At 61.9% G+C, this 19,032-nt stretch carries 25 protein-coding genes; 4 read left to right on the top strand and 21 right to left on the bottom strand.

Features of this window, described 5'->3' with window-relative positions; all coding sequences use genetic code 11:
* Positions 1–12 precede the first annotated feature (12 nt).
* Positions 13–174 (bottom strand): hypothetical protein, encoded by a 162-nt coding sequence (locus EJ070_RS19860; protein WP_245464626.1) that lies wholly within the window; start codon positions 172–174, stop codon positions 13–15.
* A 185-nt stretch (positions 175–359) separates the two neighbouring features.
* Positions 360–563, bottom strand: a complete 204-nt coding sequence (locus EJ070_RS37140; RefSeq protein ID WP_245464627.1) for a hypothetical protein — start codon at positions 561–563, stop codon at positions 360–362.
* Positions 564–991: 428 nt separating this feature from the next.
* On the opposite strand from EJ070_RS37140, the gene EJ070_RS19870 reads away from it, so the two are divergent.
* On the top strand, positions 992–1,627 hold the full coding sequence (locus EJ070_RS19870) for a DUF4158 domain-containing protein (protein WP_126092845.1): 636 nt from the start codon (positions 992–994) through the stop codon (positions 1,625–1,627).
* Complete coding sequence (locus tag EJ070_RS19875) at positions 1,530–2,459, top strand: LysR family transcriptional regulator (protein WP_126092846.1); 930 nt, start codon at positions 1,530–1,532, stop codon at positions 2,457–2,459. The genes EJ070_RS19870 and EJ070_RS19875 overlap by 98 nt, the downstream gene beginning before the upstream one ends.
* 403 nt (positions 2,460–2,862) lie before the next feature.
* Here EJ070_RS19875 and EJ070_RS19885 read toward each other — a convergent pair whose 3' ends face one another.
* Positions 2,863–3,915: a HoxN/HupN/NixA family nickel/cobalt transporter gene (locus EJ070_RS19885; RefSeq protein WP_126092847.1), complete on the bottom strand. Its 1,053-nt coding sequence runs from the start codon at positions 3,913–3,915 to the stop codon at positions 2,863–2,865.
* Between the two features lie 77 nt (positions 3,916–3,992).
* Complete coding sequence (gene hypB / locus EJ070_RS19890; protein WP_245464952.1) at positions 3,993–4,769, bottom strand: hydrogenase nickel incorporation protein HypB; 777 nt, start codon at positions 4,767–4,769, stop codon at positions 3,993–3,995.
* Here hypB and EJ070_RS37145 point away from each other — a divergent pair.
* Positions 4,722–4,889: a hypothetical protein gene (locus EJ070_RS37145; protein WP_245464984.1), complete on the top strand. Its 168-nt coding sequence runs from the start codon at positions 4,722–4,724 to the stop codon at positions 4,887–4,889. The two genes, hypB and EJ070_RS37145, sit on opposite strands and share 48 nt — an antisense overlap.
* 50 nt (positions 4,890–4,939) lie before the next feature.
* Here the strand turns inward: EJ070_RS37145 and EJ070_RS19895 are convergent, their stop codons facing one another.
* From EJ070_RS19895 to EJ070_RS19975, 17 genes are all read right to left on the bottom strand, one after another.
* A complete protein-coding gene (locus tag EJ070_RS19895; protein ID WP_126092849.1) occupies positions 4,940–5,278 on the bottom strand; it encodes a hydrogenase maturation nickel metallochaperone HypA in 339 nt (112 codons plus the stop codon).
* 6 nt (positions 5,279–5,284) lie between these two features.
* Positions 5,285–6,349 carry a hydrogenase expression/formation protein HypE gene (hypE, locus tag EJ070_RS19900; protein ID WP_126092850.1) on the bottom strand — a complete coding sequence of 355 codons (1,065 nt, stop codon included), beginning with the start codon at positions 6,347–6,349 and terminating at the stop codon, positions 5,285–5,287.
* Positions 6,346–7,494 carry a hydrogenase formation protein HypD gene (hypD, locus tag EJ070_RS19905; protein ID WP_126092851.1) on the bottom strand — a complete coding sequence of 383 codons (1,149 nt, stop codon included), beginning with the start codon at positions 7,492–7,494 and terminating at the stop codon, positions 6,346–6,348. Before hypD ends, hypE begins: the two co-directional genes overlap by 4 nt.
* Complete coding sequence (locus EJ070_RS19910; RefSeq protein ID WP_126092852.1) at positions 7,491–8,183, bottom strand: SIS domain-containing protein; 693 nt, start codon at positions 8,181–8,183, stop codon at positions 7,491–7,493. Before EJ070_RS19910 ends, hypD begins: the two co-directional genes overlap by 4 nt.
* An 11-nt stretch (positions 8,184–8,194) precedes the next feature.
* A complete protein-coding gene (locus tag EJ070_RS19915; RefSeq protein ID WP_126092853.1) occupies positions 8,195–8,476 on the bottom strand; it encodes a HypC/HybG/HupF family hydrogenase formation chaperone in 282 nt (93 codons plus the stop codon).
* Positions 8,446–10,902, bottom strand: coding sequence for a carbamoyltransferase HypF (gene hypF / locus EJ070_RS19920; RefSeq protein ID WP_245464628.1), 2,457 nt, complete (start codon positions 10,900–10,902; stop codon positions 8,446–8,448). The genes EJ070_RS19915 and hypF overlap by 31 nt, the downstream gene beginning before the upstream one ends.
* Complete coding sequence (locus tag EJ070_RS19925) at positions 10,899–12,089, bottom strand: NHL repeat-containing protein (protein ID WP_126092855.1); 1,191 nt, start codon at positions 12,087–12,089, stop codon at positions 10,899–10,901. Before EJ070_RS19925 ends, hypF begins: the two co-directional genes overlap by 4 nt.
* Positions 12,086–12,955, bottom strand: a complete 870-nt coding sequence (locus tag EJ070_RS19930; RefSeq protein ID WP_126092856.1) for a NifU family protein — start codon at positions 12,953–12,955, stop codon at positions 12,086–12,088. Before EJ070_RS19930 ends, EJ070_RS19925 begins: the two co-directional genes overlap by 4 nt.
* A gap of 13 nt (positions 12,956–12,968) precedes the next feature.
* On the bottom strand, positions 12,969–13,193 hold the full coding sequence (locus EJ070_RS19935) for a hypothetical protein (protein WP_126092857.1): 225 nt from the start codon (positions 13,191–13,193) through the stop codon (positions 12,969–12,971).
* A 9-nt stretch (positions 13,194–13,202) separates the two neighbouring features.
* Positions 13,203–13,406: a hypothetical protein gene (locus EJ070_RS19940; RefSeq protein ID WP_245464629.1), complete on the bottom strand. Its 204-nt coding sequence runs from the start codon at positions 13,404–13,406 to the stop codon at positions 13,203–13,205.
* Between the two features lie 28 nt (positions 13,407–13,434).
* The gene (locus EJ070_RS19945; protein WP_126092859.1) at positions 13,435–14,457 is read right to left on the bottom strand and encodes a hypothetical protein; all 1,023 of its coding nucleotides are present in this window, start codon (positions 14,455–14,457) and stop codon (positions 13,435–13,437) included.
* A 93-nt stretch (positions 14,458–14,550) separates the two neighbouring features.
* Positions 14,551–14,868, bottom strand: a complete 318-nt coding sequence (locus EJ070_RS19950) for a hypothetical protein (protein ID WP_126092860.1) — start codon at positions 14,866–14,868, stop codon at positions 14,551–14,553.
* Positions 14,865–15,341, bottom strand: coding sequence for a hydrogenase maturation protease (locus EJ070_RS19955; protein ID WP_126092861.1), 477 nt, complete (start codon positions 15,339–15,341; stop codon positions 14,865–14,867). Before EJ070_RS19955 ends, EJ070_RS19950 begins: the two co-directional genes overlap by 4 nt.
* Before the next feature lie 13 nt (positions 15,342–15,354).
* Complete coding sequence (locus tag EJ070_RS19960) at positions 15,355–15,672, bottom strand: hypothetical protein (protein ID WP_126092862.1); 318 nt, start codon at positions 15,670–15,672, stop codon at positions 15,355–15,357.
* A 38-nt stretch (positions 15,673–15,710) separates the two neighbouring features.
* Positions 15,711–16,025 (bottom strand): hypothetical protein, encoded by a 315-nt coding sequence (locus EJ070_RS19965; RefSeq protein WP_126092863.1) that lies wholly within the window; start codon positions 16,023–16,025, stop codon positions 15,711–15,713.
* Positions 16,026–16,108: 83 nt separating this feature from the next.
* On the bottom strand, positions 16,109–17,707 hold the full coding sequence (locus EJ070_RS19970; protein WP_126092864.1) for a nickel-dependent hydrogenase large subunit: 1,599 nt from the start codon (positions 17,705–17,707) through the stop codon (positions 16,109–16,111).
* A 42-nt stretch (positions 17,708–17,749) separates the two neighbouring features.
* A complete protein-coding gene (locus EJ070_RS19975) occupies positions 17,750–18,712 on the bottom strand; it encodes a hydrogenase (RefSeq protein ID WP_126092865.1) in 963 nt (320 codons plus the stop codon).
* Here EJ070_RS19975 and EJ070_RS36350 point away from each other — a divergent pair.
* Positions 18,711–18,962: a hypothetical protein gene (locus tag EJ070_RS36350; RefSeq protein WP_189349966.1), complete on the top strand. Its 252-nt coding sequence runs from the start codon at positions 18,711–18,713 to the stop codon at positions 18,960–18,962. The genes EJ070_RS19975 and EJ070_RS36350 overlap by 2 nt on opposite strands.
* Positions 18,963–19,032: the final 70 nt, after the last annotated feature.

Genomic DNA, 19,032 nt, shown 5'->3' on the forward strand with positions numbered 1-19,032 from the left:
AGCACGAAACTACTAGCGGAACGCCGGGTTTGCCCCATTGCCGGACGCCCGGATTTCACGTTCTCGGAGCCATTCCCGGATGGCTTCTTCAGCGATCTCGTAGCTATGACGGTCGTCATCAACGGCCGCTTTCTTAAGCGCCTTGATAACATCCGGATCGAGATAGACGAGCAACGATCGCCGACCGTCGATCCGTTGGCTTGGCGCTCGACTCGAGGATCGAACGATTGGTTTTTGCGCCATTCGGATAGCCAGATAGCTAGAACATGACATCTTCAGCATCTAGCAGTTGAGTTTCGTTTTCGACAAGCGGAAGTTTTCGGTGAGGGCGGATTTATTAAATGAAAGGTTCCGCCAGTCTAGAGGCTGTCCCGGTTCCCCTTTTGCGCTTCTCCCGGCGTCACGCCGGCGGCCCGCTCCAAATCCACCATTACCAGGGCTAGCAGATCGCGCTTGGTGCCGTGCAGAATAGACACGACCTGTTGCGCGAGTTCCATGGTGTCGCGCGCTTCTTCCGGCGTGCGGCCCCAGAGATGCGGGGCAGCGCTCAACAGCATTTCCATCGAATAAATCCTAGGATTTCGCACAGGTGGATCATTCGGGTTACATGCATCTTTGAAAATGCACGTTCGTAGCGGCCATAAACCTGCATCGAAAGGCCAAGCAAGGGCGCGAGCTCGGCGCGCGTCAGATCCTTGCGCCTTGCGGATGAAGGTGGCAATTCTTTGATCGATCTCCCCGAGCGTTTTGATGCCTCCGAATCCCGGGTGGATTTATCGATCTCGGGATCAATCGTCTCAACCAAATCGATTTTGTTCTTATAAGGCGTCCATATCCTTAGGCACGTCCCCTCCCTCCCACTGAGAGAAAATCAGCGAGCCCTGGCAGCAACTATTCGCCAAGTACCCGGTTCGCCCTCGAACACAGCTTCGACAAGTTTTCCCCATCGACCCACCCCAGATGCGCCAGGAGTTCGCACGCGATAGTGCCGATGATGGTCGAACTTGCCGCCAGGATAGCACAATCGACCGATCGCGGCTTTCCGATCATCGCCGCGCTGATGGAGGCGTTGCTGGAACGGAAATTCATCCTACCGGCGCCGGGCACGTTGGAGCGAGCGGCTGCGGCCGGCCGCGCCAGAGCGCAGCGCCTGGCGGCCGATGCATTGATCGCACCGTTGACACAGGACCATCTCGCTGGACTCGACGTGTTGGTCGTCAATGATCCAGGCGACGGGCCGCAGCTAACGCCGGGCTTTCGCAGGCAGCAACTGCTTTGCCGCAACGATCCCGCCATTGACATACGCCGGCCGGCGCGGTGGCTTGCCCACATCCGCGTGTTTCGCCAAGGCGTCATAAGAGCCGTTCGCCAGGGGCAGGAACCCGCCTTACGCAAGAGTAATCTGTTGATAGCTGGTCAAAGAGCAGGGCTCTGGTGCCGTTGCGGTGGTATTGATGCTTGCCGCCTATCTCCTTTCCAGATAGGCATATTGAACGCTGGAGATCGCGCTCCAGCCGGATATGCTTACCGTGGAAATCAGGCAGCTAAGATACTTCGTAGGCGTGGTCGACGCGGGCAGTTTTACGAAGGCGGCTTCGCTCCTTCACGTGGCGCAGAGCGCGCTTAGCTTGCATGTGCGTCAGCTCGAAGAACGCTTTGGTACTCAGCTGCTTCTACGTGACCGGACCGGTGTGACCGTGACGGCTTCCGGAGCGAAGCTGCTCGAGCGGGCGCGGACAATTTTAGAGGAAATTCATCTCACCGAAGCGGAACTGACCAACTCGGTAATCTCCCCTGCGGGGGAGGTCACAATAGCCATTCCGTCCGGGGCCGCCCGCGTCCTGAGCGGACCGTTGCTGGAATCGGTAATGAACGAGCTGCCGCGGATTTCGCTCAAGATGATCGAAGGCATGACCGGGCCGCTTGAGGAATGGATGGCTGCTGGCCGGTTCAACCTGGCGGTGCTCTATCGAACCGCCGAAGCCGTGGGTCACACGATGGTGCTGGCACGCGAAGAATTTTGCTTGGTGGTGCCGGCGGGTAAGCCGCCTTTCGAAGATTCGATACCTCTTGCCGATCTGCACGCATTTCCGCTGGCAGTTCCTATGCGTAGCAACAACACCAGGCGATCGGTCGCAGATGTCGTTGCACAGCACGGGTGCGTGCTGGACGTAAGATTTGAGGTCGATTCGCTTTCCACAATCGTCAATATGGTGATCGAGGGGAAGACTTATTCCATACTTACCCCGTCGGCCGTTCACAAAGAAGCCTCTGAGGGACTGGTCCGGACGGTTAGAATTGTCGATCCGGTGATTACCCGGTCGGTTGTGCTGGCCGTAAATCCGACAGATGAACGTTCTCCGGCCGTCTCCGCTGTCCGTAAGCTCATCCCTAAGGTCGCCAGAACGTTGATTGAAAGCCGGTGCTGGTCAGCCACACTTCCGGACAACAACCCCTGACCGACGGAGGGTCGCGTGTCACCTGCGGATCGATGTAGAGGTTGATCGCGACATAAGGCTGCTCGGATGAAGCCTCGTTGATCTGACCTATGGCGGCGGCGAGTTCGGCCCGCCACGACCATGCAGTGCCCGGCTCCACCAAGCGCAGGCCGACGCCGCTTGGCGCTCGCTATGGATCAGGGGGCCAGCTGACGGTCGCGGTGTTCATGCCAAAGTCTATGCCGCAAATCCCTGAACGCGAGTTAAATTGATAACGCCCAGCCGGCTTCGGGAACTCATCAGAAAAGAGCCTTGAACACCGTCTGCTTAGTAGGTGCCGTGCGAGCCTAAGCGGGGGCGCCGACGCGGATTCGGTTGCGCGGCGTTGGCCGGAGGGCGGTTGGGCATAATTTTTCTCGCCAGGTCACGGAGCCGTCATCGCTTCCGCTCTGTCGTAGCCGTTGAGCTTGTAGACAAGATTCGAGACCAGCCAGCAGAGGACAAATATTCCGACAACGATGTAGCCGAAGATGGTTAGGTCGCCATTCACGTTGCCAACGACATTCCACACCCCTCCGTGCAAGCTCAGCCTGTCGGCAATCAGCCCAAGCGTCTCGATACCGCCGATGAAGATGGCGACCACCACGGATGCGGCCGTAATCGTCATGTTGTACCAGAGCTTGCGTGTCGGATTCACAAACGCCCAACCGTAAGCGCGGGTGGTCAGTACGCTGTCGATCGTGTCCAAGAGCGACATCCCGGCGGTGAACAGAGCCGGAAAGATCAATATCGTCCAGAACGACGTGCCGGCTGCTGCCTGCGCCGCCGAAATGCCGAGCAGGCCGATTTCGGTTGCGGTGTCGAACCCGAGTCCGAACAGAAAGCCGACCGGGTACATATGCCAGGAGCGTGTGACGACGCGAAACACTGGCCGGAAAATGCGGGCGAAGAAGCCGCGTCCGGCCGGCAGCGTCTCCAGATCCTCCTCGACCATGGGCTCGCCACGTTGAGCTTTCGAAAAGGCCCGCCAGATGCTTTTGAGAATGAAGAGGTTCGCGATGCCAATGGCGAGCAGGAACAGGGCCGAGATGCAGGTTCCAATCATGCCGCCAATTTCGTGAAACCTTTCCAACCGGCCTTGAAGGGCCGCGGCCGTCCCGGCGATCGCCAAGGATGCCAGCACGACGATCGTGGAATGGCCGAGCGAAAAGAACAGCCCAGCCGAGAAGGGAGCCTTCTTCTCCTGCATCAGCTTGCGCACGACATTATCGATCGCAGCGATATGGTCGGCATCGAAAGCATGCCTCAGCCCAAACGTATAAGCGAGCAAGGCCGTGCCGAGCAGGGCGGGATGATGGGAAAAGGCAAACCAGGTCGATGCCCAGGCGGCTATGTTGGCCGCGATCAGAAAAACGCAAGTGAGCACCGTCTTGCAGCGCAGATGATCGGGCCGGTCGTCGAATAGATTGGCAATCATGATCTATGCCCCACTCGCGTAGCGCGCAGCCTTGGCCAAAGACGACCAATCACCTGCGCAATCTTTTTGGCTTTTGCCTAGATTTTGTGTGCGGCGGACCTTTGCGGCGCAATCGCAGAGGACTGGCCAAGAGATCGCCGATGGTTGCGCAGCCAGCCGTACCACTGGTCGACGCCCTCGCCGTTGCGCACCGACAAAGCTATCGCCTCGATTGCCGGATTGACTGCACGTGCATTGGCCAAAGCGACATCCATATCAAAATCGACATAGGGCAACAGATCGGTCTTGCTGATGATCATGAGGTTGGCCGCCTGGAACATGTTCGGATACTTGAGCGGTTTGTCCTGGCCCTCGGTTACCGAGAGAACGATGACCTTTGCATCTTCGCCGAGGTCGAACAGCGCGGGACAGACGAGATTGCCGACATTTTCGATCAGCACCATCGCGCCGCTGGGCGGCCTCAGTTCCTGGAGAGCCTGCGCGACCATGTCAGCCTCGAGGTGGCATCCCGTGCCAGTGTTGACCTGAACCGCCGCTGCCCCGGCGGCGCGAATGCGTTCGCCGTCATTGGCGGTGGCCTGATCGCCTTCGATCACGAAGATCGGGATTTCGTCCTTGAGGTCCTGAATTGTCCGTTCCAAAAGCGTCGTCTTGCCGGCGCCGGGCGAGCTGACGATGTTCAATGCCAGGATTTCCCGCCCCTCGAACCAGCCTCGGTTGCGCATGGCGAGCGTGTCGTTCTTGGCAAGCAAGCGGGCCTCCAGCTCGACGACAGTCGTCCCGCGCCCATGGCCATGTTGATGCTCATGGCCATCATGATCGTGGTGATGATGTCCGTGCTCATGGTCGTGCACATGCCCATCGCCATGGTGGTGGGAATGCGAATGGCCATGATCATGCTCATGATCGTCGCGATGGTGGCCAGGGTGCTCGCTGGTGTGACCGCCCAACGGCCGGACCAGGCCCGTCTGTAAATTCAGCATCCTGGCGTTGGTGTTTGATCCGCATCCACAGGTCGCGCACATCAGGCAGCCTCCTCGAGTTCCATTTCCCTGATCTTCAGTTCCTCGCCAGTCAGCCGATCGAGCAATCGCGAGCCGCAGCCACAGGCTTGGTAGAGCGTCGAAGTTTCGAACTCGGCGCCGCAGCCGCGACAGCGGCAGCGGCCGGTGATTTCTCTGATCTCGAGCACGGCGCCTTCAAGCGCCGTCCCCTTCGACACGACATCGAAGCAAAAGGCCAGCGCATCCGGCATGACCCCGGCAAGACGCCCGACATCAAGCGTAACGCGTCTGACACGGCGGCCCTTCGCTGCGTCCTCCACGATCGAAACGATGTTTCGGGTGATGCCGAGTTCGTGCATGGTTCCTCAACAAATCCGCGGCAATTGCTCGCCGACCAGCATGTCGACGATGCGCTTGCCACCGAATGCGGTCTTCATCGTCACGCGTCCGGCTTCCCCGGGATAAGCGTGCCCGATGAGCATGGCGCACGCGCCGAGGGGGTGCTCACGCATCGCGGCCAGGGCCGCATCGATTTCGGCCGGTGGAACCGCGAGGACGATCTTACCTTCATTGGCGAGATAGAGCGGGTCGAGACCAAGGATCTCGCAAAAGCCGCGGACCTCTTCACGTAGCGGCGTAGCGGCTTCCTCGATTTCGATCGCGACGCCCGATGCCTCGGCCATTTCGTTGAGCACAGTAGCGATGCCGCCGCGCGTCGCATCTCGGATGGTGCGCGTTCCGGGAGCCGCTTTCAAAATCACATCGATGAGCCCGTGCAGCGGCGCGCAATCGCTCTCGATCTCCGTTTCCAGGGCAAGATCGCCGCGCGCCGCTAGGATTGCCGCGCCGTGATCGCCGAGGAGACCGTTGACCAGTATGCCGTCGCCCCGCCTGATGGCGCCAATGGCAAGTTGGATCCCCACCGGGATCACACCCACGCCCGTCGTGGTGATGAAGAGCTTATCGCAGGCGCCGCGCTGCACGACTTTCGTGTCCCCGGTGACAATCGCGACGCCCGCCTGCCGCGCTGCAGCGGCCATCGACTGGGCGACGCGACGCAGTTCGTCAATCTTCATGCCTTCCTCGATGACGACCGCGCAGGACAGGTAGAGCGGCTTGGCGCCGCCCACGGCAAGGTCGTTGACAGTGCCGAAGACCGCCAGCTTGCCGATGTCGCCGCCGGGGAAGAACAGTGGATCAACGACAAACGAATCGGTCGTGAAGGCAAGCCTGTCGCCCTGAGCAGCCAGCGCGGCGAGCTCGAAACGCGCCTGGTCTTCAAGCGCCTGCGGCTCGGCAGACGCAAAGGCGCTGACGAAGACATCGTCAATCAAGTCCTTCATCGCCTTGCCGCCACCGCCATGAGCAAGCGTCACGGCGGGCACGTGGATACGGCCGAGCTTGCGGGGAGGGGGAGACATGAGGTTCATGGCGCAGCCGGCACCGTGTCGGGCCGTTCCTGCCGCTTCACGCCGCCATATTGGTAATAGGCCGCGCAGGCACCCTCGGGCGAAACCATCAACGCACCAAGGGGCATTTCGGGCGTGCAGAGCGTGCCGAATACCTTGCACTGCCAGGGTTTGAGCACCCCTTTCAGAACCTCACCGCACTGGCATGATTTCGGGTCGGCGATCTTGATGTTGGGAATGGCGAACTTGCGCTCGGCGTCAAAGCGAGCATAGTCATCGCGCACCCTGACCCCGGAATGGTCGATGGAGCCCAGCCCGCGCCATTCGAAGAACTCCCGCAGCTCATAAACCTTTGCCACGGCCGCCAGCGCAGGATCATTTCCCGCTTCGGGCACGATGCGCGTGTACTGGTTCTCGATCTCGGCGCGGCCCTCCTTGATCTGCTTCAGGATCATCCAGATCGACTGCAGCACGTCGAGCGGTTCGAAGCCGGCGACAACCATAGGACGCCGGTAGAAGTTGGCGATGAACTCGTAAGGCGCCGTGCCGATCACCATCGAAACATGGCCAGGCCCGAGGAAGCCATCGAGATGGAGATCGGGGCTGTCCAGGATCGCCTTGATCGTCGGCACGATGGTTATGTGGTTGCAGAAAACCGAGAAGTTCTCGATGCCGTCGGCTTCCGCCTGCAGCACGGTAAGCGCAGTGGAGGGCATGGTGGTCTCGAAGCCGAGGCCAAAGAACACCACCTCGCGGTCGGGGTTCTTGCGCGCGAGCGCCAGCGCGTCCATCGGCGAGTACACCATGCGCACGTCGGCGCCGTCGGCCTTGGCCTGCATCAGGCTCTTGCGCGAACCTGGCACGCGCATGGCATCCCCGAACGTCGTGAAGATAACACCTGGCTGTTCGGCTATGGCCACGCAGTCGTCCACCCGTCCCATCGGCAGCACACAGACCGGGCAGCCCGGTCCGTGGACGAGCTCGATTGCCGCCGGCAGCATGCCCTCCAACCCGTATCGAAAGATCGAGTGCGTATGCCCGCCGCAGACTTCCATGATGTTGAGCGGTCGGTGCTTCGTCACCTCGATTTGGGAGCACAACTTCTCGATCTCACGCACAAGCGTTAGGGCCTTGTCGCGATCGCGGAATTCGTCGGCAAATTTCATTGGACTTTTTCCTTCCTGGCCGCGGAGCCGCGCTCATCCGCTAGCAGCGTATGCACGAGGTCCCACATGATGTGGTACGCCGCGACGTGGCACTCCTGGATGCGGTGGATCGAGGTCGACGGCACGATCAGACAATGGTCGACCGCGCCGGAAGACTTCATCTTGCCGCCGTCGCCGCCCGCGAGTCCGATCGTGGAGACGCCCATCTCCTTGGCCTTCACGAAGGCGGCAATAAGGTTCTGGGAATTGCCGCTGGTGGAGATGCCGATCAGGGCATCGCCCTTGCGCGCATGCGCGACGAGCTGGCGCACGAAGACATGGTCGAAGCCGAGATCGTTACCGACGGCCGAAATCATGGCAAGGTCAGCGACAAGGTTGGTCGCGGCAAGCGCCGGCCGTCCCGCAGTGACCGGATGAACGAACTCCACCGCGACATGGCTCGCGTCACAACTCGAGCCGCCATTGCCCATCGAAAAAAGCTGGCCGCCGCTGGAATAGACGTCGGCCAGCGTGCGCGCGGCGGCCACAAGAATCTCGGCCTGGCCGCCGAAGAATGCCTCATTCGTTTCGCGCGAATCGCGTGCCTTTTCGCCCACCGAATGCAGCAGGGCCGTCTGCAGCTTGGCGGGATCCTGTGTCTTGCCGTGAAGAAACGGATAGAGCCCGCTTAATGTGCCTTCATTCGACATAGCTGATCTCCCTAGTGAAGGGCGGATTGACGCATTGCCTCAATTTCGGCCTGCGCCTCGCCAAGTTCTGTGAGGATCTTCAACGTCTCAGCCGCCTCGTTCTCATCGATGCGGCTCATCGCAAAGCCGACATGGACAAGCACCCAGTCGCCGACGCAGCTCTCCACCGGGTGCTCCGCGTCGACGATGCAGGCGATGTTGATCTGGCGCCGGACGCCGCTCACGTCCACGGTTGCAAGCTTACGCCCGGCATCGTCGATCCTTATGATACGTCCTGGAATACCGAGGCACATGGGCTTCCTCCTTCTGGCCGGACTTTGCCGGCGACCATAGAATGCGCGGCAGCGATCACCGCCTGACCGAGCGCGACGCCACCGTCGCCGGCGGGCACCTCGGCGTGGGTGAGGACCTTGAAGTCCATCTCCTCAATCCGGCGCAGGGTCTCCTCGAGCAGCACGCGGTTATGGAAGCACCCGCCCGAAAGGACGACTGTGTCAAAGCGCGGACCCCGCTCGTCGTCGCGGCGCGAAAGTTTCAGCGTCATCGCCGCAAGGGCCTTGGCCAGTCCCCTGTGAAAGCGCGCCGCCATCACGCCCACGGGTGTCTGCAAGATCAGATCCCCGAGCAGCGCGTTCCACATGGCGAGCGGCTCGATATAGGGCAGGCCGCTTCCCTTGAGATTGGGGATCGTGAGAGGATAGGCGAGTTCGTCGCCCTCCTCGGCCATGGCTTTCGGACAGACGATCGCCTCCAGCCGCATGGCTGCCTCGCCTTCATAGGCCTGGCGCTCAAAACAGATGCCAAGCGCGGCCGCGACGGCGTCGAAGAGCCGGCCGCACGAGGACGCCGGCGCGGAATTGACGCCGCCCTTGATCATGGCGTCGAGTGTAGCGCGCGGCTTGCCGGCAAGCGCCTGCAAGACTTCGAGCTCACCGAAATTCATCGCAAGCTGGGTCCAGCTCATCTCGGCCATGAGGTGCGCGTAAAGATTGCGCCAGGGTTCGCGCGAGGCTTGCGCGCCGCCAGGCATCGCCACGGGTTTGAACGTGCCGAGCCTGTCGAAAACGCGATAGTCGGCAAGCATGAACTCGCCGCCCCAGATTTCGCCTGCAGCTCCCAAACCGAGGCCATCAAGCGCGATGCCGAGCACTCCGGGTGCATCCAACGGTCTGTCGTTTTCGGCCAGGCAAGCCGCTATGTGCGCATGGTGATGCTGCACCTCGAAAAGCGGAACGCCTTTTGAATGCGCGCGCTGACGGGCCAGCTTGCTCGAGACATATTCGGGGTGCCTGTCGCAGGCCAGCGCATCTGGTCGATGATCGAACAGATCGCGAAAAAGTGCGAGGCTCTTGCGGTAGTCGTCGAAGGTCGCCGCGTTCTCCAGATCGCCCTGGTGCTGCGAGAGCACCGCGCGGCCGTCCTTCACCATACAGAAGGTTGCCTTCATTTGCGGGCCGAAGGCAAGGATCTGCGGTGCGGTCCCGAAACCGCGCGGCAGACGAATCGAGGCCGGCGCATAGCCGCGCGCGCGGCGAACCATCCGCACCTTTCCAGCGGCCAGACGCACCACGCTATCGTCAACGCGGTTGGCGATATCGCGGTCGTGGATCAGCGCGAAAGGCGCGATTGCCCCCAGCTTTGCCGCCGCTTCGGCTTCGCCCGTCACCTGCGGTTCTTCGGAAAGATTGCCGCTGGTCATCACCACTGGACGCGGCATGCGGCGGAACAACAGCACGTGCAGAGGTGTCGACGGCAGCATGAAGCCGTAGGTCGCCATGCCCGGCGCCACACTCTCGGGCAGACGCAGCGGCGCCGAAGCATCAAGCAGCACGATCGGCGCGGCGGCGGAGCGCAGCGCCTGTTCTTCCCCAGGCGAGACGGTGCAGTATTTGCGGATCACGTCCATGTCGCGCGCCATCAGGGCAAAGGGCTTGCGCTCGCGCCGCTTCAATTGCCTTAGTCGGTCGACGGCATCGGCGCGCGTAGCGTCGCAGGCCAGCTGATAACCACCGAGCGCCTTGATGGCGACGATCTCGCCTTTCTGGATCAGGCTCATCGCGGCGTCGACGTCATCGAGCATGGAGTGCTGCTCGTAACTCACCGCGCGTCCGTCGAAGCGGATCAGCCTCGCCTGCGGTCCGCAGGCGTGACATGCGATCGGTTCGGCGTGAAAGCGGCGGTCCGCCGGGTCGCCATATTCAGCGGCGCAATCGGCACAAAATAAAAATGGCGCCATCGTGGTCGACGCACGGTCGTAGGGCACGCCTTTGACGATGGTCAGGCGAGGGCCGCAATGGGTGCAGTTGGTGAACGGATAACGGTAGCGGCGCGCAAAGGGGTCGAGCACCTCGGCCGCGCAAGCGGCGCAAATGCCCGCGTCCGGCGAGATCTCCGTACGAGCTTCGCCGGTCGTGCTTGCGATGATCCTGAAGCCTTCGCCCAGTCCGCCGACGAAAGGCGCCACCTCGATCGCCTCGATGCTCGCCAGCGGCGGCGGCTCGCCCCGTAACCGCTCGACAAGGCGAGCAATATCGTCGCGTGGTCCGCGCACCCGGATCAAAACCCCCTCGCCATCGTTCAGCACTTCACCGGTAAGCAGAGCCTCTTGCGCGAAGCGCCACACCGTCGGACGAAAGCCGACCCCCTGCACGCGGCCGCGTACGCGGATCTGCACGCTTTCGTGCCGGTCCGCGGTCTGCCGGGCGGGGAGGGCCGTCATGGCGCCGCCTCCCATAGCAGCACCCGGTTGTTCCCGGTGTCGGCCACCGCAACCATGTCCTCATGCACCGCGATCGCGAAGGGCCAGCAGAGACTATCGCGAGTGGCCGCCTTCCAGCGATTGTCCCCCTTGAGGCCGAACCCGTTCTGCCCTGCCAGCATGGTTGCCGGAGCGTCCATATCGAGGCCCGCGAGCGGGAAGCCCACAATGCGCGAATTTGCGGTATCGGCGCAAATCAACGTGCCTTCGCGAACGGCGATGCCATAGGGCATCTGCAAAGCCCGCTCGCTCGGGTCGTATGCGGCGCGATTATGGTCGATAGCCTCAAAGTTCTTCTGGCCCAGAATGAAGCTCGCCGGCGCGCCGTCTGCATTGGGCATGCCGTTCCAGGCCATGATGCGGCTGTTTCCAGCATCGGCGACAAAAATCCTGCCGCCGGTCACCGCGATCGTATGCGGCCAGCGCATGCCGGAAGCACTTGCCCCGGATCCGGCGTTGTCGTCGCGTGCGAACATGTCCGGCTGACCGAACACCAGATCCGCCGGCTGGCCGTTTGTCTCGGGCAAGGCGTTCCAGACCAGAACGCGTCGGTTGCCGGTATCGGCCACGAAAAGGCGTCCGTCCGCAATCGTCACGCCATAGCACCAATTGAGCGTATCGGGGCCCGCCTGGGCGTCGCCGCGGTTGGCAAGTCCGCAGCCGAAGTCTTTCTGCCCGAGCACCAGGTCCGCCGGCTGGTTGGAGTGCTCGGGCAGTGACGTCCAGATCAGGACGCGATGGTTCCATGCGTCCGCCACGGCCAGGACGCGACCGTCACTGGCAATGCCGGTCGGCATGTCCAAAGTCGCGGATCCGGGCTTGTCTCCGGCGTTGCGGCCTTCCGCGAAGAAGTCCGGCTGGCCGATGACAAAGTCCGCCGGCGTGTTGTCGGCATGCGGGAGCTGGCGCCAACCAAGCAGCCGATGATGACCGGTGTCGGCCACAAGCAAAGCGCCGCCCAGCGCGAAGCAGACGCCGCGCGGCCCGAACAGTGTCGAGGGGCCCGGCGCGATCGGCACCGGCAGGCCGTTCGCAGCGACATGGTGGCCGAGCACGATGCTGGCGCCGGCGGGATCGAGCAGCGGCGCGGCCGGCGAGGGGACCGGGCAAGCCGGCCGGAAAGCGGGTGCGAGCGAGACGCGCGTCATCTGGCGAGCCTCACCTCGACGCGGTTGCCGATCACCTTGACCATATGCGGCTGGAGTTGCACCTCGGGAGCAGTGAGGCATTCGCCGGTGGCAAGATCATAGCGGAAGCCATGCCACGGGCAGGTCACGATGCCGTCCTCGACCGCGCCGCCGTCAATTTCCAGGCCGAGATGAGCGCAAGCATTCTGGAAGCAGGAGACGACCGCCCCCTGCCGAGACAAAATCACGTTTTCGCCGCCGACCACCTGGCGGAGGATGCCGCCCTGCGGAATCTCGTCGAGCCGGCAGACCAGATGCCAGCCGTCCACCGCACCGAGCGCGAAGGGACTGACAAAACGCACGCTGTCGTTGGCGCCGGCACCTGATCCCTTGACCTGGAGGATGTCGGTGATTTCCGGACAGGCCTCCTCCACCGCCTTTTTGACGCCGGCATGGAAGGTCAAGGCCGAGGCAGGACACCCGTCACAGGCCCCGGTGAAGCGCACCTCAATGGATGGCGGACGCACCGACACCAGCTCGACGTCGCCTCCGTGGGAAGCAAGCATCGGGCGCACGCCGTCGAGCGCTGCCTCGACACGTTCGCTCAAGCTCGGCTTGAGGATGTTGTGGTGTCGCAGCACGGCATAAACGATCTCGTCGGCGGCCGCCGTCTTCATCGCCTGGAGCGCTGCCGGATCAGTTTTTAGAGCTCGGATCAGACGCCGGAATGCCTCGCCCTGGAGGTCTTCTATGGCGCGTCGGTAGGCTTCCGCGGCAGAACGCTGCGTCTCGTCCCAGGAAGCAAACAGCGCTTCCAGCCGCTCGATGTCTCCGGTGTATCCGGCGAGCGTGTCGCGTTGGGTCGGAACGAGATCGACGGCGTTCATCTGCCCATGTTTCCTACCGGTACCGAAGGTCCTTGAAGAGATACGGCTGCACCGCGCCGCCTACGAGGCCGGCCACGGCCGCGGCGGCTACGACCGGGACCCCGATCTTGGCCAGGATCACGAGCAGGGCGGCCGTGGCCAGGGCTCCTATCGCGGTTTGTCTGTAGACCTTGGCGGGGTCCGCGAAGAGCTTGCCCTTGAGGAAGAGGATGATCGAGCTTTTCGCCATTTCCCACATGATTGCACCTCAGCCAATCAGAGCCAAAAGGATCAAGCCCACGACGATGCCAGACACGCCGCCGACCGGACCGTAGAAGCTGCCCATCATCGCGGCCAGCTGGTTGCCGATCGCCTTGCCGCCGGTCGCCATGCCGCCGATGGCGCCGCCTATGCCCGACGTCACAATGCCGATTAGCAGCGCCAGCGCTGCTACGCCTGCAGTAAGATCCACTAATGTCACCTCGCGCTCCTTGTTGTCGTCAATTGAGATGGTGTTGGACGGGCCCGGACAATCCGTCGGATTTCGTGGCCGGCGCCGAAAGCAGCTCCCGGTCGATCTGTTCGCAGGCCTCCGCCACGATGCGCGCTTTGTCGGCCTCGCCGGATGCCATGAATATCTCACGACATTCGCGGTAATATTCGCGCGCAGCCGTCAGGTTTGCGCGATTGCCGTTGGCCGGATCAGCGGGATCGTCGGGAAGGTTCCAGAGGCAGTTCGCCTTGTTGGCGATCGTGTTGGCGTATTCCAGCGGCATGGCCGCGCGGGTACGCACCTTGAGCGCCTCGTCATAGGCTTCGAGCGCGCGCAGATTATTTTCCACGACATGACTGGACGAGGCATATTGCAGTGCGTTGCCGAGATTGTTCTGCAGCATCGCGTATTCGGTGGGATGATCGATCAGGTTGACGATCTTCAGCCCTTCCTCGAACGCCTGCACGGCCAGCGCCTCGCGCATTTTCGCGCGACTGTCGGTGAAGGGCATGGACAGGAAGGCGGTCGCCAGATTGTTTTGCAGGATGGCGAATTCCTTCGGAAACCTGACACGGTCGAAGGTGCGCAACGCCCGTTGGTAGGCCGAGATGGCATCGGTGGTGCGGGCCCTGTTCAGCCCGGCGAGATTGTGGATCGCCAGTCCAAGATTCATCTCCGCCTCGGCGAGCTCTTCCGGTCGGTCGAGATCGGCAAAGTGGCGGGCCACTTTTTCCAGCTCGGTTCGGGCTCTCTCGAGAGCATCGGCACCGCCGTTTGGCAGAGCCAGAAGCGCGGTTGCCCGACGAGCGGCAATCCGTGTGCTCAGCAGATGCTCGCCGCTCGGACAAATAGCGCCAGCTCGTTCGTAGAGATCAATCGCGGCCTCGATCTCGTCAGGCGATTTCGGACGCTGCTGAAGAGCCATCGCGATCTCCATGAGCATCTCGGCGCGATCCTGGGGCGAGGCGGAAGGGTCGTCGGCAGCCGCCAACGCGGCGCGCACTTCCTCGTCCACACGAGATTGCCTCACCTTTTTCCTCCCATGCTGCTTGGTTGCAGCTTCTGTTGCGGCTGATGCTAACAGCTTTTTGAGTGTTGTCTACTTAAATTACGATGTGCAAACTTAGTTTGCAAAAACGCCCCGACCGATGAAGCCGGCCTGAGAGCTGTCCCACACCACTTGAAGCTCACGCTTGTCATCATCCGCGATCCCGTTCGCCCGAAAGAAGTCGGGAGCGTGCGCCACCCGGTCGCCTGCCAGGTTCTTACGCTTGAGCAGATATCCTCCTGCCTGCGCCAGCAGCACCGGCAGGATGAGCAGGTCGGCCTCACGTCGCATCAGCACAATGCCGCTGATCCCGCAGAAATGCCGCTCGTAGGCCTCGCCCGACAAATGCAAGCCGCCGCGGCTCACGCGCACGGTTAAAGTCGCATCGTTCATTGCTGTCCGGCCGCAAGGCGGTCCGCCACGATTTCCCCAATGCGCTGGGCCACCACCAAGGCCGCCTTGGCTACAGGCACACTGAGACCGAGCCCCAGATCCAGCTGCCCGGCCTCGATCAGGAATACGGTGACGTCGTCCGGGAAGGCTGCGCCGAAGATCTGCCGGCCGGCATGGAGGGCTGCATCCCAGCGGAAGTCGTGCAGATTGAGTCCTGGATAATAGGGTCGCGCCATTTCGTGTCCCGGCGCCTCGTAGATCGCGCCCGCTTCGACGCCGCTGCGGGCTGCATCAACCAGGATCAACGACCTGCAGCCGCGGGCGGCGAACATGACCGCCATGCCATCCGTTCCGGCATCCAGCAGCTTGACTTCCGGTCCTTCCAGTCCTGCTGCGCGCAGCACACGGATCACCTCTGGCCCGGCACCGTCGTCTTGCCTGTTGAGGTTGCCGCAGCCGACGACCGCGATCATGCTGGCCTGCCCCTCATATCCGCCAAAGCCGGCACGACCACTCCGGCTCGACCGGCAGGTCGAGTTCGGGAAGCTCACAGAACCTGCGATGCACCAGATAATACATGCAGCTCTCACACGCCTGCTCTATTCCCTGGTGCTCGACCGGCCGCAAGGTGAAGCCCGCGATCGCGAGCTTTGCCGCCAGATCGTTTCCGGCCGCCCGCAGGCAGGCAATGACGGCGAGCACATCGTCATGGCTGTCGGCGCGTGGAAATGCTTCCGTGTCCGGCGATCGGGTCAGCAGCGTCTCGATGGTTTCACGCAACTGACCGTCGTCAATGGTCGTCATCGCAGCCTCCCTCCAGGGCACGCCTGCGCAAGGGCACGTCAGATGCGCCAGAGCCGGCACCACCAGTCCGCGTCGACAGGCACCGCAAGCTCCGGCAAGTCGCACCATTCTCGGTGGACGAGATAATACATGCATTCCATGCAGCGTTGCCTGTCAGGCCCATAAGGATGATCGACAAAGCCGCTGATGACCATCTTGGCCTCGACGTCGTTCGCATCGAGCTTGCGCAACTCGTCAAGAATCGCAGCGAATTCCTTTTCGGTTTCAGGAAAAGGTTCGGTCTGCGTCTCGAGGCCCGACTTCATGAGCTGCGCCATCTTGCGCAGCAGGGCATGCTGTTGCTCATTGTTCATCGGCTACCGTCCCGACATTTGGAGAGCGGGCCGATCGCCAGCTTGTGCAGGCGATCGGGCAGCGTCGTAGAACCGGCAGATATCTATGCCGTGCGGAAACGGGCAAGCTCCTCGCCGGTATTGGCGTCGTGAGCGTGCACGGTGCACACAAGGCAAGAATCATACGAGCGACAGACATGTCCGACCTCCACAGGGTCGTTCATATCCGCAATCGGCGTGCCAATCAGCGCCTGTTCGATCGGGCCGAGTTCGCCGCCGTCGGAGCGCGGCCCCACATTCCATGTCGTGGGCGCAATGATCTGATAATTCTTGATCTTGCCGCCTTGCACCTCGATCCAATGGCAAAGTGCCCCGCGAATGGCTTCTGTTGCGCCCCACCCTTTGCCGTCCTTTTCGGTCGGTTTGACATACCAGGGATCGTTCAACCGGAACTCCCTGAGTGCGTGTTCGGCCTGCCGATATAGCTTGACCCCTTCATGCATGCGCGCGAAGTGGCGCAGCATCACGCTCGCGCCCCCAAGTTTCTTGTACATGTCCAGCACCAGCGGATCAAAGTGCTGCCAGCTTTCGCCATGCGTGCCGCCGGCGATCAACTGGCGCGCCAGCGGACCTGCCTCGAGCCGTCCGTTCTGGTCGTGTCGCACGGCAACCGACCACGAATACTTGTTGTCATAATCGACCGGATTCTTGCCGACTGGCTTGGTCACGCGCTCGAATGGATGCATGCCGCCCGGCTCGTCATACCAGGCATGCCTGAGGTCTTCTCGCGTATAGACCTGGTCCATCAGCTTGTGCGTATCGCTCGCTCCGTCATAGACGCCGCTCTTCATAAGGACCGCGGAGTTACGGCCCTCAATCGTCGGGCGGTTATACTTATCCTCATGGGGCAGATAGCCCCAAGAGACGTACTTACCGTGTCCTTGGCCGTATTTGTCGACGCCGACATCAAGGCTCATGCGCCAGAACATGCCAAGATCCGAATTGGCATGTTCCGGCCGCTCATCCAGCCACGCCATGAAGTCGTCGTAGGACTGGATTTGCTCATAGCGCTCGAAGGAGCAGCCGAGCCAAACCGGCTCCATCCAGTTGCGGCGGAAATGCTCCAGGATCGACCAGGCACGGGTCACATCGGTCAGCGTCGGGGCGCACATGACGCCGCCTGGCACCATATAGCTCGAATGCGGCCACTGCCCGCCGAGCAGAGCGTAGATTTCCACCGGGCGACCGGAGATCGTCACGCCGAGTTCATAATTGGTCCCCGTGAATGGCGACCAGCGCTTGACGGCTTCCTCATAGTATTTCGAGTGAGAGTAATTCTTGTGCGTGTAGTCGATCATGAACAGGCCGTAGTGATGCCTGGGCAGGCTCTGAAGGCTTTCCACGATCTGTCCCAGGTTGCGGGCAAGGATTGCATTGCGCGGCACCTCGGCCTTCCACGCAGTGTCGAGCGCCCAGGCCGCGCAGGTTAGGTGGGAGGCACCGCAGATGCCGCAGGCGCGTGGGGTAACAACGAGCCCCGCCTGCGGATCCTTGTCGCGTAGGATCACCTCAAAGCCGCGGAAGAGCTCGGCTTGCGTCCAGGCGTTGACCACAACGCCATTTTGGATGTCGACACGTACGTCGAGATCGCCCTCAACGCGGCCGACGGGCGATATATCAAGTGTTTGAACTGCAGCGGACATAATGTCTTTGACCTTTGTCGATCGTGTTCGGGAAAGCGCGCTTTAGACGACGAAGATGTCTTCTTCGGCCCAGCGCGGCGAAGCGGCCTTGGCGGCGGCGGTCAGCTTAATGTAGCCGGTCTTGTCGACGCCGGAGGGCATGTCCTTCGGCACGCCCATAACCGTCTGCGTCTTGAAGACGGTGCCTGGTGCCAGATCGAAGAACGGGAATTCCGGTTCGGTGCAGCCCATGCAGGGCATGCCGGCGCGCGTCTTGGAGGATTGCCGGTTCCACAGCACGCGATTGCACGGAGAATGGGTCATCGGGCCACGGCAGCCGAGGTCATAAAAGAGACAGCCCTTGCGCTGGCCGAACTCGGTGGCGGACACCTTGTAGGCGAAGTGCATGTTGCGGGTGCAGCCCGTCTGGGTGAAGGAGGTGAAGAAGGTTTTCGGACGCTGGAACTCGTCAAGGGTGAGATCGCCCGCGCGCCCGGTCGCGACCGCAACGACAATTTGCGTGATCCAGTCCGGATGAGCGGGGCAGCCTGGAATGTTGATCACGGGCAGTCCGGCCTTCGACTTGTAGTCCTTGCCAAGGAAACCGCCTTGGTCGCGCTTCAGGAATTGCAGGCCCTGGCTTTCGGAAGGGTTCGGCGCCGTTGCGGGTATGCCGCCCCAGGTCGCGCAGTCGCCCACAGCGACGACGAAATTGGCCACTTTGCAAAGGTCGCTCACCCAGTCGCGCATCGCGCGCCCGGCGAAACGGTTCCATTCACCAGTGCCGTTGGGAGCGTTCACGACCGTACCTTCGAAGACGAAGATGTCGAGCGGCATCTGGCCGGAGGTCAGCGCGTTCAGCAGCTTTTTGAGATTATCCCCGAGCTCCAGTCCCAGCGACGGATGCCAGAGCACGTTGATGCCGAAATCGGTGACGAGATCGCAGGCACTTGGCTCCTCCGCATTGAGGAACGACATCGTATTGCCCGAGCAGGCTCCGCCCTGGAGCCATAGAAGATTGGCCATGAATTTCCTCCTCCGCTACGCCGCTGACCGTTGGGTGCAGCGCGTCTGCGAAAGAGGAATTGCAAGCAACATGCCAAGTCAGGGCGCGGTAAGAAAATCTTTGTTACTCAGTGACTTAGCGAAACGAGTGGCGTTTTGCGGCGCAGCATTCTTCTTTGCCGATGTGCAAACTAACTTGGCAGGTGGAAAGTTCGTTTGTGCCGTTTGTCGGCCGCTCAGCCGTGGCGGTTGCCGCATGCTGGGCAGGTGACCTCCAGAAGATAGCCGTACCAGATACCTCTGCAGCGGCTGCACCAATGGCCCGTGGTCTGATGTTCAGG

Origin of the sequence: Mesorhizobium sp. M1E.F.Ca.ET.045.02.1.1 (genome assembly GCF_003952485.1) — a bacterium.
In the GTDB taxonomy this organism is placed as follows: Bacteria; Pseudomonadota; Alphaproteobacteria; order Rhizobiales; family Rhizobiaceae; genus Mesorhizobium.

Coding starts and splice junctions, on each gene's coding strand:
- EJ070_RS19975 (WP_126092865.1), bottom strand. CDS start 18,712: ATGGCCAATCTTCTATGGCTCCAGGGCGGAGCCTGCTCGGGCAATACG.
- EJ070_RS19935 (WP_126092857.1), bottom strand. CDS start 13,193: ATGTGGGAAATGGCGAAAAGCTCGATCATCCTCTTCCTCAAGGGCAAG.
- EJ070_RS19960 (WP_126092862.1), bottom strand. CDS start 15,672: ATGACGACCATTGACGACGGTCAGTTGCGTGAAACCATCGAGACGCTG.
- EJ070_RS19870 (WP_126092845.1), top strand. CDS start 992: ATGATGGTCGAACTTGCCGCCAGGATAGCACAATCGACCGATCGCGGC.
- EJ070_RS19925 (WP_126092855.1), bottom strand. CDS start 12,089: ATGACGCGCGTCTCGCTCGCACCCGCTTTCCGGCCGGCTTGCCCGGTC.
- EJ070_RS19965 (WP_126092863.1), bottom strand. CDS start 16,025: ATGAACAATGAGCAACAGCATGCCCTGCTGCGCAAGATGGCGCAGCTC.
- EJ070_RS19910 (WP_126092852.1), bottom strand. CDS start 8,183: ATGTCGAATGAAGGCACATTAAGCGGGCTCTATCCGTTTCTTCACGGC.
- EJ070_RS19970 (WP_126092864.1), bottom strand. CDS start 17,707: ATGTCCGCTGCAGTTCAAACACTTGATATATCGCCCGTCGGCCGCGTT.
- EJ070_RS19950 (WP_126092860.1), bottom strand. CDS start 14,868: ATGAACGATGCGACTTTAACCGTGCGCGTGAGCCGCGGCGGCTTGCAT.
- EJ070_RS19955 (WP_126092861.1), bottom strand. CDS start 15,341: ATGATCGCGGTCGTCGGCTGCGGCAACCTCAACAGGCAAGACGACGGT.
- EJ070_RS36350 (WP_189349966.1), top strand. CDS start 18,711: ATGAATTTCCTCCTCCGCTACGCCGCTGACCGTTGGGTGCAGCGCGTC.
- hypD (WP_126092851.1), bottom strand. CDS start 7,494: ATGAAATTTGCCGACGAATTCCGCGATCGCGACAAGGCCCTAACGCTT.
- EJ070_RS19930 (WP_126092856.1), bottom strand. CDS start 12,955: ATGAACGCCGTCGATCTCGTTCCGACCCAACGCGACACGCTCGCCGGA.
- hypE (WP_126092850.1), bottom strand. CDS start 6,349: ATGAACCTCATGTCTCCCCCTCCCCGCAAGCTCGGCCGTATCCACGTG.
- EJ070_RS19915 (WP_126092853.1), bottom strand. CDS start 8,476: ATGTGCCTCGGTATTCCAGGACGTATCATAAGGATCGACGATGCCGGG.
- EJ070_RS19885 (WP_126092847.1), bottom strand. CDS start 3,915: ATGATTGCCAATCTATTCGACGACCGGCCCGATCATCTGCGCTGCAAG.
- EJ070_RS37145 (WP_245464984.1), top strand. CDS start 4,722: ATGGCCATCATGATCGTGGTGATGATGTCCGTGCTCATGGTCGTGCAC.
- EJ070_RS37140 (WP_245464627.1), bottom strand. CDS start 563: ATGGAAATGCTGTTGAGCGCTGCCCCGCATCTCTGGGGCCGCACGCCG.
- hypF (WP_245464628.1), bottom strand. CDS start 10,902: ATGACGGCCCTCCCCGCCCGGCAGACCGCGGACCGGCACGAAAGCGTG.
- EJ070_RS19895 (WP_126092849.1), bottom strand. CDS start 5,278: ATGCACGAACTCGGCATCACCCGAAACATCGTTTCGATCGTGGAGGAC.